The following is an 11,051-nucleotide window of genomic DNA, read 5'->3' on the forward strand; positions in this document are numbered from 1 at the left end:
GCTGAACCCATGGCGTTCTACCGACAGCTCGGCGTCATCCCGCCCAAGCGTCACACCCAGCACCGCGACGAGAACGGCAACCTGTACTACGAGGAGCTGATGGGCGAGGAAGGCTTCTCCTCCGACTCGTCGCTGCTCTACCACCGGTACATCCCGTCTGCGATCGTCGACGCCACCGAGTGGAAGGTGCCCGACCAGGCCACCACGCCGAACCACCCGCTCAAGCCGCGGCACCTCCAGCTCCACAAGCTGTTCCCCGAGACGATCTGGGCCGAGACCGACGTGGTCACCGGCCGCCGGCTGATCCTCGGCAACCCGGACGTGCGCCTGTCCTACGTCGTGTCCAAGAAGGAGTCGCCGCTCTACCGCAACGTGGTCGGCGACGAGATGGTGTACATCGAGTCGGGCACCGCGAAGGTCGAAACGGTGTTCGGCACCCTCGACGCGAAGCCCGGCGACTACGTACAGCTGCCGATGGCGACCACGCACCGCTGGATCCCCACCGGCGACGAGCCGCTGCGCGCCTACGTCATCGAAGCCAACAGCCACATCGTTCCGCCCAAGCGCTACCTGTCGAAGTTCGGACAGTTCCTCGAGAACGCTCCGTTCTGCGAACGCGACCTCCACGGACCTACCGAGCCGATCCAGGTCGAGGACGAGAACGTCGAGGTCCTCGTCAAACACCGCACCTCGCACGGCATCGTCGGCACCCGCTATCTGATGCCGCACCACCCGTTCGACGTCGTCGGCTGGGACGGCTGCCTGTACCCGTACACGTTCTCGATCCACGACTACGAGCCGATCACCGGCCGTGTCCACCAGCCGCCGCCGGCGCACCAGTCGTTCGAGGGCAACAACTTCGTCATCTGCAACTTCGTGCCGCGCAAGGTGGACTACCACCCGGACGCGATCCCGGTGCCGTACTACCACTCGAATGTCGACTCCGACGAGATCATGTTCTACTGCGGCGGCGACTACGAGGCCCGCAAGGGTTCGGGCATCGGTCAGGGTTCCATCTCGGTGCATCCCGGCGGCCACGCCCACGGCCCCCAGCCCGGCGCGTACGAGCGCAGCATCGGCGTCGAGTACTTCGACGAACTTGCCGTCATGGTCGACACCTTCCGCCCGCTCGAACTCGGCGAAGGCGCCTTCGCCTGCGAGGATCCGGCCTACGCGGGCAGCTGGAGCCGCAATCAGGCGGGTGCGCAGTGACGGACTTCGGACCCCTCCTGACCGGACTGTGCGACGACGCCGCGCTGTTCCCGCCCGGTAACGCGCCGCTCGACGTCGCCGTGCCGGCCCACGCCGGACATGCCGCCTCCGACCACGCCTCGCTCGTCGGGACCTTCGTGTTCCCCGCCGGCCGTCTCGGCGAGCTGGCCGAATTGCTCGGTGCCCGACCGCTTTCCGGTGAGCTCGCGCTCAGTCTGACTGTGCCTGCCGGCACATCCGCGGTGCCCGCGGCACTCGAGCAGGCAGCCGCCATCAGTGGTGTCTCGGTCGCGGCACTCGAGATCGCCGTGACCGCCGAGCAGAGCGTCGACGACCTGTTCGCCGCTCTCGACGAAATCGCCGCGGGCGCACCGGGTGTCGACCTCTTCGTCGAGGTGCCCCGCGACGAACGCCGCCCCGGCATCCTGGCGCGGCTCGCCGGAACCTCGTACGCAGCGAAGTTCCGCACCGGCGGCGTTGTCGCCGAGGCGTACCCGGACGAGACCGAACTCGCCGACGCGATCCACACCGTCGTCGCCGGTGCGGTGAAGTTCAAGGCCACTGCCGGACTGCATCACGCCGTCCGGAACACCGATCCGGCAACCGGATTCGAACAGCACGGCTTCCTCAACGTGCTGGCCGCCGTCGCTGCCGCGCAGGGTGGTGCCGACCGTGCCGAGTTGACCGCCGTGCTCGCGGAACGGGACGGCGCGGTGCTCGCCGACCGTCTCGGCAGCCTGCCCGCCGAACGCATCACCGAAGCGCGCAACCTGTTCCCGTCGTTCGGCACCTGCAGCATCGCCGATCCGCTGACGGACCTGCTCGACCTGGGTCTGGTGCCGTCGTCCGTCTCCCCGATCACCGAAGGATCCCTCGCATGACCAAGATCGCTATCCCGGAGGGTTCGCTCTTCGGACCGGACAACCTGCCCTACGGCATCTTCTCCACCGCCGATTCCGAACCGCGTGCCGGTGTCCGCGTGGGTGATTCGGTGCTCGACCTGTCGCAACTGTTCGACGACATCGTCTTCGCCGAGCCGTCCCTCAACGCCTTCATGGCGCAGGGCCGCGCGCGGTGGGACGAAGTGCGCGCGGCGCTGAAGACCATGATCGACGGCGATGTCGCCGACGACGCGGTGTACCCGATCGCCGACGTGACTCTGCATCTGCCGATCGAGGTCGCCGACTACGTCGACTTCTATGCGTCCGAGAATCACGCCTCGAACCTCGGGCGTCTGTTCCGTCCGCAGAACCCCGATCCGCTCATGCCGAACTGGAAGCATCTGCCGGTCGGCTACCACGGTCGTTCGTCCACCGTCGTGACCTCCGGTGTGGACATCGTCCGGCCGTGCGGTCAGCGCAAGGGCCCGAACGACGAGGCGCCCGTTTTCGGGCCGTCGATCCGCCTCGACATCGAAGCCGAGATGGGCTTCGTCGTCGGCGTCGGCTCGCCCATGGGCTCGCAGATCACCCCCGACGAGTTCGCCGATCACTGCTTCGGCGCCGTCATCCTCAACGACTGGTCGGCCCGCGACATCCAGGCGTGGGAATACGTGCCCCTCGGCCCGAACCTCGGCAAGTCGTTCGCGACGTCCATCTCGCCGTGGGTCGTGCCGCTCGCCGCGCTCGAGGCCGCGCGCATCGACACCCCGGTGCAGGACCCGGAGCCGCTGCCGTACCTGAAGGGCAGCGAGAAGTGGGGCCTGGACATCGATCTCGCGGTCGAATGGAACGGCCATATCGTGTCGCGTCCGCCGTATGCCCAGATGTACTGGTCGCCGGCGCAGATGCTCGCGCACACGTCCGTCAACGGGGCCGCCACCCGCACCGGCGACCTGTTCGGCTCGGGCACCATCTCGGGGCCCGAGAAGGACCAGCGCGGCGCCTTCATCGAACTCACCTGGGGTGGAGCCGAACCCGTCCAGGTCGGTGACGAGACCCGCACCTTCCTCGAGGACGGCGACGAAATCGCCATCTCCGCGACCGCTCCGGGCCCGAACGGCACGCGGATCGGGTTCGGTGAGGTCCGCAATCGGATCCTGCCTGCTTGATTGCCGGTCCGTAACGATGCCCGGGGCCCACAAGGTCCCGGGCATCGTTGTCGTTGTCGGCTATTCCGGTACGCCGCCTATTCCGGGACGCCGTCGACGGTCAACAGTTCACCCACGGTGCAGTTCAGCACGCGACACACCGCGGTGAGGGTGGAGAACCTGATCGCCCGGGCCCGACCGTTCTTGAGCACCGACAGGTTGACGACGCTCACCCCCACCTGTTCCGCCAAGTATGCCAAGGTCATTCCGCGGTCGGCGAGCAGCTTGTCGAGATGACACACCACGGCGTGCTCGGGTTCGGGAGGCATCAGACCAGTCCCTCGCTGTCGCGGGCCATTCGACTGCCGATGCGCAGGGCCACCGCGACGGCGGACAGGGCCATGCAGAACACGTAGCCGTACCAGAACTCTGGGCCGAGCTGCGCGACGTCCACACCGTCGTTCCAGTCCAGGTCGCGGATGGCCGGATTGGGTCCGATGGTCCGGGGGAACTGCGGCGCGATGATCGTGAGGATGGCGACGATCGATGCGGCCCAGACCAGGCGGATGGCACCCCTGTCGAACAGCCTGCCCCGTAGGAACCGGACGACCATCCAGGTCAGGAACCCGAGAATGGCGAGGTAGCCGAGCGTTTCCAACGCATCCGCCGTCCGAAGGAATCCGACCGCGGCCGGCGACACGGCGTCGGTGGGGATCTCGACTTCGGTCGTCGACGCGATTCGGACGTCGGTGCCGGCCGGTGAGGTCAACGTCGGCGGGGGCACGTCACCGAAGGAGAAGCGCGCGGTGACGATGCCGGCGTTCAACCGATCAGCGAGCCGCGCAGCGTAATTGCCGATCACTACGGCCGCGACCAGGGCGAACACCGTGATCGACGCCCACAGGTCGCGGCGGTCCTTCTTCGAGGTCTCGGTAGGAGTGATCGGCTCGAAGTCCGTGGCGTTCATGGGTTCCCTCCCCGCATATCGAATATCGATAGCATCGATTATCGTTATACGCATCGACAAGCGATATGGCCAGAGGGGGGCTGTTGTGTCCTGTTCAGCCGAGCCGGACCAGGTCTCCCACCGACACGGCTCCGGGTGTGGTCACGTCGGCGTAGATACCCAGGCACGGCGCTTGCCTGTCGTCGGCGTCCGTCACCGGAACGGCGTTGTGTTTCGTGACGGTGCGCAGCATGTCGCGCACGGCCGGTACCTCCTGATGCGTGAGCGTCACCATGACGCACCGCCCGGTGCGCTGCGTCGGCCGGACCGTTATCCCGCCGATTCGCAGAATGCTTCCGAGCCAGTGGTTTTCGGCAAAGCTCGTTCCGCCCGTGACGACGATGTTCGGCCGGAACCGGCGTAATGCGACGTCGGTGGGCTCGCCCGTGGCGAGCACGTCGACGCCGGCGGTGTTCAGCACGTGCAGTGGAGCGAGGTCGTAGCTGCGCGGACGCCGTTCGAGAGTCAGTTCGCGGCCGGTGAATTCGGACAGCGCCGGCACCAGCTTCGGGTCGTCGCCGTGGAAGACGCGGTCGCCGGGCAGCGTGACTTCGAGGGCAGCAGGATCGGTGGGGTCAGTATCGTCCAGCAGTCGGGCGCGGCATTCGAGCAGCCGGGACCACGCGCCCTTTTTTGCGGTCGCGACAGCGCCGGTGGTCGCGTCGACGACCGCCCACAGGTGGTCGCCTCGCAGTCCGTCCGCCTCGATCGTCGCCGAGCGCAGTTGTTCGCCGCCGAACGACTTGATCGGATAACGCCAGAGCTCGAGAACCTCCACATCGCGCAGCATACGGACCTGCGCATCTAGGGTGTCCCCATGACTGGAGACGCTGCGGTACGACGCTGGGGCCTGACCATTCCCCTCGACGGGATTCCACTGCCGGATCAGAGAAGGCTGATCGAGGAACTGCCCGATCTCGGTTACACCGACGTGTGGTCATCCGAGTCCAACGTGGCGGACGCGTTCACCCCGCTCGCGCTCGCGAGCGTGTGGGCGCCGACGCTGAGGTTGGGTACCGCGATCGTGCCCGTCTACACCCGCGGCCCCGGGACGCTGGCAATGTCGGCCGCCACCCTTGCGGCCGCCGCACCGGGCCGGTTCGTGCTCGGTGTCGGAACCTCGTCGGACGTCATCGTCGAGAAGTGGAACGGCATCCCCTTCGAAGAGCCGTTCAAGCGCGCCCGCGACACGCTGCGCTTCCTGCGCTCCGCCCTGGCCGGCGAGAAGGTGAGCCGGGAATTCGACACGTTCACCGTCGACGGTTTCCGTGCCGGTCTCGTGGCCGAGCCGACTCCGCCGGTGCTGCTCGCGGCGCTGCGCCCCGGCATGCTGCGGATGGCAGGCAAGGAAGCGGACGGCGCGATCGTCAACTGGCTCTCGGCCGACGACGTCCGCACTGTCGCGCCCTATGTCCACGCGGGTGGGGAAGGTAAGGAGATCGTCGCGCGGATCTTCGTGCTGCCCGGATTCGACGCCGACACCGCGCGCGCCATCGGCCGCCGCATGATCGCCGCGTACATGAACGTGCCCGTCTACCGTGCCTTCCACGAATTCCTGGGACGCTCCGACGCCTTCGAAGGTATGTGGCGGTTGTGGGCGGAGGGCGACCGCAAGGCGGCACTCGAAGCTATCCCCGACCGCGTCGTCGACGAACTGATCGTGCACGGTGACCCGGATGCGTGCCGCGAGCATCTCGAGCGGTACATGGAGGCGGGCGTGACCACGCCGGCCATCGCGCTCGTCGCTCCCGGCGACCCTTCACCGATGATCAGAGCGCTCGCCCCACGCTGACCCGAACCACCCTGACGTCGGCGGGCGTCACGATTCGGTTGCGATGGTTAACAACAGGGAACCGGGAAGCGACATGTCGGGCAGGTTCCTTTCAGGAGTGACGATGCCCGATTCGACTTCCCGCTTCACTGTCGCCGCCGACGACGGTGTGCCGCTTGTTGCATACGTGGACGGTCCGGCCGACGCCGAGCTGACCGTCGTGTTCGTCCACGGCCACTGCCAGGATTCGTCCTGCTGGGCCGAAGTCGGGGTGCAGCTCGAGGGGTCCGCGGTGCGTGCGGTGCGCTACGACCAGCGCGGTCACGGGCGCTCCGGGTTAGGTGACGTCGAGTCGTTCACCTTCGATCAGCTCGCGCGCGACCTCGATGCGGTGTTGCGCGCCCTCGTGCCACGCGGCCCGGTCGTGCTCGCCGGATATTCGATGGGCGGCATGGTGTCGCTCGCGTATGCGCGCCTGCACCCCGGCGCGGTGGGGGCGAGGATTGTGGGGCTCGCGCTCGTGTCGACTGCTGCGGGCGGGCTTGCGGACAACGGCGTCGGCCGGTATCTACGTCACCCAGCTGCATCGATGCTGCATCGTGCGGTGCTGCGAGCGCCCCGGGTGATGGAACGATCCAAGCGGGCCGGGGGTGCGGTGTGCACGTTGCTGGGGCGCCGGCGTGAGGCCGAATCGTGGCTGCGAGTACTCGGAATGGTGCTGGCCAACGAGACGTCCGTAGTGACGTGGTCGCGATTGCTGGCGGCGTTCGCGGTACTCGACGAGTTCGCTTCTGTCGGTTCCCTTGCCGGTGTGCCGGTCCTCATCGCGGCAGGGACCGACGACCGATTCGTGCCGATCGCTCATTCCGAAGCCATCGCGTCGTACCTTCCGGGCGCCGAACTCGTGCGGATCCCCGGCGCCGGGCATCGCGTTCTGGCCGAGCGCGCAGACGCTGTCGCGGCTGCGCTCGGCCGGCTGCTCGATCGGGTCCGCGGCGACGCATTGGCCGCCGCGGGATGAGCAGAATATGCGGCTGCATCAGCTCGCGGGTCTGAACCGGTGCAACCTCGACACCCCGACGCTCCGGAACGTCGGCGTATCTGGGGTGGGTGTACCCCCGCGACCGACGCGCAAACACCACCGGTGGTGAGTCGGGGCGGGGTGGGGCACGCTTAGGTTCATGACCGACATCAGCACCGCACCCGTCCTCATTGCCGTCGACGAACCGAGCGGCATCGGCGTGCTCACACTCAACCGCCCCCGGGAGCGGAACCCGCTGTCCGCGGAGACGATGCGAGAGGTGACCGCCGGGTTGAGGGCATTGTCCGCGGATGCACGAGTGATCGTGGTTCGTGCGGAGGGCCCGGTGTTCTCGGCGGGCCACGACTTGCGCGAGATGATCGGCCGGACTCTCGAGGACGAGCGGGCCATCTTCGACACGTGCAACGAGATGATGCGGACCGTCCAGTCGATCCCGCAGCCGGTGATCGCGTCGGTGCAGGGCACGGCCGTCGCGGCGGGCTGCCAGCTGGTGGCGGCGTGTGATCTCGCGGTGGCGTCGTCCGACGCGCAATTCGGCACACCCGGCGTCAAGATCGGGCTGTTCTGTTCGACACCGATGGTCGCGGTGAGCCGCGCGGTCGGGCGCAAGCGGGCCCTGCAGATGTTGCTCACGGGCGACACGATCGACGCGCATACCGCGGCCGAGTGGGGGCTGGTGAACTTCGTCGTCGAACCGGAAGCCCTCGAGACTGCCACGACCGAACTGGCCGCGAAGATCGTCGGGGCCTCGCCCGCCACGGTGAAGATCGGTAAGGAAGCGTTCTACCGGCAGATCGATCTGCCGCAGGACGAGGCCTATGCGGCGATGGCCGAGACGATGGCGCAGAACGCGGTGATCTGTGATGCGCAGGAAGGAATGTCGGCGTTCGTCGAGAAGCGGGCGCCGGTGTGGCAGGGACGCTGAGGTAGATCGGAATGGCAGCGTGGGGGCGATAGTCCCTTTATCGAGCGCTAGGTCTGGACCACTTGTTGGACGTCCTATAAAGTCGTCGGCATGAGTCCCGACCCGCGCTCGAATACCGTCGACAGCGTCCTCCGTCGTTCGGCGGCACGCTTCCCAGACCGTGTGGCCCTGCGTTTCGACGCTCGCGCCCTCACCTACCGTGAACTCGACGACGCCGTCACCCGCGCCGCGGCGCATCTGCTGTCGCTGGGGCTGTCCCCGGGCGACCGTGTCGCGGCGTACGGCACCAATTCCGACGCCTACGTGATCGGCTACCTCGCCGCTGCACGCGCCGGACTCGTGCACGTACCGGTCAACTACGCGCTGCGGGGCGAGGAGCTGAGCTACCTGCTCGGGCAGTCGGGTGCGGGTGCGGTGCTCGTCGACCCCGCGCTGCGTGACAACGTCGACCAGGTGCTCGCCGATGTGCCCGCCGAGATCGTCGTCCCCCTGCGCGACGCCGACGACTCGCTGCAGGCGATCGCCACCACCGGGGATCTGCCGACCCTCGACGGCGACGTTGCCGACACCGATCTGGTGCAATTGCTCTACACCTCGGGTACGACGTCGAAACCCAAGGGCGCCATGATGACCCATCGCGCACTGGTAGCCGAGTACACCTCCGCCATCATCGCCCTCGAGCTTGCGGCGGACGACAATCCGCTGATCTGCATGCCGCTGTACCACTCGGCGGGCATGCACGTGTTCATGCTGCCTTACCTCGCGGTCGGTGCGTCGATCCGGTTGCTGCCCGCGCCCGACATCCCCGAGATCCTGCGCCTCGTCGAGGACGAGAAGATCGCGTCGTTGTTCCTCGCCCCGACGGTGTGGGTGCCGCTGGCCAACCACCCCGACCTGGATACCCGCGACCTGTCGTCGCTGCGCAAGGCCCAGTACGGCGCGTCCATCATGCCGGTGACCGTGCTGAACCGGCTGCGGGAACGCTACCCGGCCCTGCAATTCTTCAACTGCTTCGGCCAGTCCGAAATCGGGCCGCTGGCAACGGTTCTGCGGCCGGAGGAGCATGAAGCCCGACCGGCGTCGTGCGGCAAGGCGGTGCTGTTCGTCGAAACCCGGGTGGTCGACGACAACGGCAACGACGTGCCCGACGGCGAACCCGGCGAGGTGCTGTACCGGTCGCCGCAGCTGTGCCTGGGCTACTGGGACAACCCCGAGGCCACCGCGGAAGCGTTCCGCGACGGCTGGTTCCATTCCGGCGACCTCGTCACCCGCGACGCCGAAGGCTACATCACCGTCGTCGACCGCATCAAGGACGTCATCAACACCGGCGGCATCCTCGTCGCCTCGCGGGAGGTCGAAGACGCGCTGTACACGCACGCGGCCGTTGCCGAGGTTGCGGTGATCGGCACCCCGGACGAGAAGTGGATCGAGGCCGTCACCGCCGTGGTCGTGCTCAAGGACGGGCAGACCGTCGCCGAGAGCGAACTGATCGACCACGTCAAGCAGCGGCTCGCGCCGTTCAAGGTGCCCAAGGCCGTACGGTTCGTCGACACGCTGCCGCGCAATCAGAGCGGCAAACTGCTCAAGCGCGAACTCCGCGCGATCTGAACCATCCCGGTACGGCAAGGAACAGGAATTCATGGTGAAGAAGCACATCCCGTCGTGGCACGACGACGAGGTCAGTGCCGTCTACGGTCTCGCCCGCGACTTCTTCGAGCGGGAGGTGATGGGTCACGCCGACAAGTGGGACGCCCAGCACCGCATCGATCGTGAGGTGTGGCTCGAGGCCGGCAAGCTCGGGTTGCTCTTGTGCTCGGTGCCGGAGGAATACGGCGGCGGCGGTGGGACATTCGCGCACGATCTTGCGGTGTTCGACGCCCAGGGCTACTCGGGGGATCTGGCGTTCGGCGTGTCCGTGCACAGCGGCATCGTCGCGCACTACATCCTCGAGTACGGCTCGGAGGAACAGAAGAAGGCGTGGCTGCCGGGCATGGCCACCGGTGAGATCCTCGGTGCCATCGGCATGACGGAACCGGGTGCGGGCTCCGACCTCAAGGCCATCAAGACCACCGCGGTCCGCGACGGTGACGAGTACGTCGTCAACGGCTCCAAGACGTTCATCACGAACGGATCGTCGGCCGATGTCATCGTCCTCGCCGTCAAGACCGACCCGAAGGCCGGAGCCAAGGGCGTGTCGCTGCTGATCGTCGACCTGCGCGACACTCCCGGTTTCTCCGTCGGCCGGGTGCTCGACAAGGTCGGCCAGCACGGCGCCGACACGTCCGAGCTGTCGTTCGTCGACGTGCGGGTGCCCGTGTCGAACCTGCTCGGCGAATCCGAAGGGCTCGGGTTCGGCCAGCTGATGGCGCAGCTCGTGCAGGAACGCCTCATCATCGGCGCACAGGCCGCGGGCGCGATGGAACGTGCGGTCGAGGAGACGGTCCGCTACACCAAGGCGCGGCAAGCGTTCGGGCACAGCCTGTTCGAGTTCCAGAACACCGCGTTCGAGCTGGCGGAGTGCCAGACCATCGCGCGCACCAGCCGGATCTTCCTCGACCATTGCATCGAGTCCCACCTGCGCGGCGAACTCGACCCGTCCGACGCGGCGATGGTCAAGTACTGGCTGACCGACAAGCAGTGCGAGGTCGTCGACCGCTGTGTGCAGTTGCACGGTGGATACGGGTACATGCGCGAGTACCTCATCGCGCGCATGTACGAGGACGCCCGCGTCCAGCGCATCTACGCCGGCGCCAACGAAGTGATGAAGTCGCTCATCGCGCGAGCGCTGTAAACCGCAGGGCGCGCATCGATCACATCGTCCGTTCCCGGTGGGTGTGATAGTCGACGAGTTTGCCGAGCAGTGCCGCGAGCTGCTCGCGCTCGTCGGCGTCGAGCGGCGCGAACGCTTCGTCCTGCACCGCGGTGAGCACGCCGTCGAGGTCGGTGAGTCGCTGCCGGCCCCGGCGGGTGATGTGCACGATGTTGCGACGACGGTCGCGCGGGTCGGGGGTGCGCTCGACGAACCGCCGGTCGGCGAGGGTGTCGATGGTGGCGGCGACGTCGCGG

The 11,051-nt window shown here is 67.5% G+C and carries 11 protein-coding genes and 1 pseudogene; 8 read left to right on the forward strand and 4 right to left on the reverse strand.

Annotated elements, in window-relative coordinates; genetic code table 11:
* Positions 1 to 9: 9 nt before the first annotated feature.
* The 3 genes from Q8814_RS08220 to fahA are packed head-to-tail and all read left to right on the forward strand — an operon-like array spanning position 10 to position 3,262.
* A complete protein-coding gene (locus Q8814_RS08220) occupies positions 10 to 1,212 on the forward strand; it encodes a homogentisate 1,2-dioxygenase (RefSeq protein WP_330151527.1) in 1,203 nt (400 codons plus the stop codon).
* Entirely contained in the window at positions 1,209 to 2,093 is an 885-nt protein-coding gene (locus Q8814_RS08225) for a hypothetical protein (protein ID WP_330151528.1), read from the forward strand. Before Q8814_RS08220 ends, Q8814_RS08225 begins: the two co-directional genes overlap by 4 nt.
* A complete protein-coding gene (fahA, locus tag Q8814_RS08230; protein WP_330151529.1) occupies positions 2,090 to 3,262 on the forward strand; it encodes a fumarylacetoacetase in 1,173 nt (390 codons plus the stop codon). The genes Q8814_RS08225 and fahA overlap by 4 nt, the downstream gene beginning before the upstream one ends.
* 77 nt (positions 3,263 to 3,339) lie before the next feature.
* Here the strand turns inward: fahA and Q8814_RS08235 are convergent, their stop codons facing one another.
* The 3 genes from Q8814_RS08235 to Q8814_RS08245 all read right to left on the reverse strand — a co-directional run bounded on the left by Q8814_RS08235 (position 3,340) and on the right by Q8814_RS08245 (position 5,025).
* Positions 3,340 to 3,570 carry a helix-turn-helix domain-containing protein gene (locus Q8814_RS08235; protein ID WP_330151530.1) on the reverse strand — a complete coding sequence of 77 codons (231 nt, stop codon included), beginning with the start codon at positions 3,568 to 3,570 and terminating at the stop codon, positions 3,340 to 3,342.
* Positions 3,570 to 4,208, reverse strand: a complete 639-nt coding sequence (locus tag Q8814_RS08240) for a hypothetical protein (protein WP_330151531.1) — start codon at positions 4,206 to 4,208, stop codon at positions 3,570 to 3,572. The genes Q8814_RS08235 and Q8814_RS08240 overlap by 1 nt, the downstream gene beginning before the upstream one ends.
* A 94-nt stretch (positions 4,209 to 4,302) precedes the next feature.
* A complete protein-coding gene (locus tag Q8814_RS08245) occupies positions 4,303 to 5,025 on the reverse strand; it encodes an MOSC domain-containing protein (RefSeq protein ID WP_330151532.1) in 723 nt (240 codons plus the stop codon).
* 39 nt (positions 5,026 to 5,064) lie between these two features.
* Here Q8814_RS08245 and Q8814_RS08250 point away from each other — a divergent pair, with 39 nt between their 5' ends.
* The 5 genes from Q8814_RS08250 (at position 5,065) to Q8814_RS08270 (ending at position 10,776) form a co-directional block, all read left to right on the forward strand.
* Positions 5,065 to 6,039: an LLM class F420-dependent oxidoreductase gene (locus tag Q8814_RS08250; protein WP_330151533.1), complete on the forward strand. Its 975-nt coding sequence runs from the start codon at positions 5,065 to 5,067 to the stop codon at positions 6,037 to 6,039.
* A gap of 103 nt (positions 6,040 to 6,142) precedes the next feature.
* The gene (locus tag Q8814_RS08255; protein ID WP_330151534.1) at positions 6,143 to 7,039 is read left to right on the forward strand and encodes an alpha/beta fold hydrolase; all 897 of its coding nucleotides are present in this window, start codon (positions 6,143 to 6,145) and stop codon (positions 7,037 to 7,039) included.
* Between the two features lie 160 nt (positions 7,040 to 7,199).
* Complete coding sequence (locus tag Q8814_RS08260; RefSeq protein ID WP_330151535.1) at positions 7,200 to 7,985, forward strand: enoyl-CoA hydratase; 786 nt, start codon at positions 7,200 to 7,202, stop codon at positions 7,983 to 7,985.
* Positions 7,986 to 8,075: 90 nt separating this feature from the next.
* Positions 8,076 to 9,593 carry an acyl-CoA synthetase gene (locus Q8814_RS08265; RefSeq protein WP_330151536.1) on the forward strand — a complete coding sequence of 506 codons (1,518 nt, stop codon included), beginning with the start codon at positions 8,076 to 8,078 and terminating at the stop codon, positions 9,591 to 9,593.
* 31 nt (positions 9,594 to 9,624) lie between these two features.
* Entirely contained in the window at positions 9,625 to 10,776 is a 1,152-nt protein-coding gene (locus tag Q8814_RS08270) for an acyl-CoA dehydrogenase family protein (RefSeq protein WP_330151537.1), read from the forward strand.
* A 19-nt stretch (positions 10,777 to 10,795) separates the two neighbouring features.
* On the opposite strand, the pseudogene Q8814_RS08275 reads toward Q8814_RS08270, so the two are convergent.
* A pseudogene (locus tag Q8814_RS08275) lies at positions 10,796 to 11,051 on the reverse strand (MarR family transcriptional regulator); the annotation flags it as partial.

This window comes from Rhodococcus chondri, assembly GCF_036327435.1.
Taxonomy (GTDB): domain Bacteria; phylum Actinomycetota; class Actinomycetes; order Mycobacteriales; family Mycobacteriaceae; genus Rhodococcus; species Rhodococcus chondri.

What these genes read in the sequence shown, in the direction of transcription:
- Q8814_RS08260 (WP_330151535.1), top strand. Translation starts at nt 7,200, where the DNA reads ATGACCGACATCAGCACCGCACCCGTCCTCATTGCCGTCGACGAACCG.
- Q8814_RS08250 (WP_330151533.1), top strand. Translation starts at nt 5,065, where the DNA reads ATGACTGGAGACGCTGCGGTACGACGCTGGGGCCTGACCATTCCCCTC.
- Q8814_RS08235 (WP_330151530.1), bottom strand. Translation starts at nt 3,570, where the DNA reads ATGCCTCCCGAACCCGAGCACGCCGTGGTGTGTCATCTCGACAAGCTG.
- Q8814_RS08220 (WP_330151527.1), top strand. Translation starts at nt 10, where the DNA reads ATGGCGTTCTACCGACAGCTCGGCGTCATCCCGCCCAAGCGTCACACC.
- Q8814_RS08255 (WP_330151534.1), top strand. Translation starts at nt 6,143, where the DNA reads ATGCCCGATTCGACTTCCCGCTTCACTGTCGCCGCCGACGACGGTGTG.
- fahA (WP_330151529.1), top strand. Translation starts at nt 2,090, where the DNA reads ATGACCAAGATCGCTATCCCGGAGGGTTCGCTCTTCGGACCGGACAAC.
- Q8814_RS08270 (WP_330151537.1), top strand. Translation starts at nt 9,625, where the DNA reads ATGGTGAAGAAGCACATCCCGTCGTGGCACGACGACGAGGTCAGTGCC.
- Q8814_RS08240 (WP_330151531.1), bottom strand. Translation starts at nt 4,208, where the DNA reads ATGAACGCCACGGACTTCGAGCCGATCACTCCTACCGAGACCTCGAAG.
- Q8814_RS08265 (WP_330151536.1), top strand. Translation starts at nt 8,076, where the DNA reads ATGAGTCCCGACCCGCGCTCGAATACCGTCGACAGCGTCCTCCGTCGT.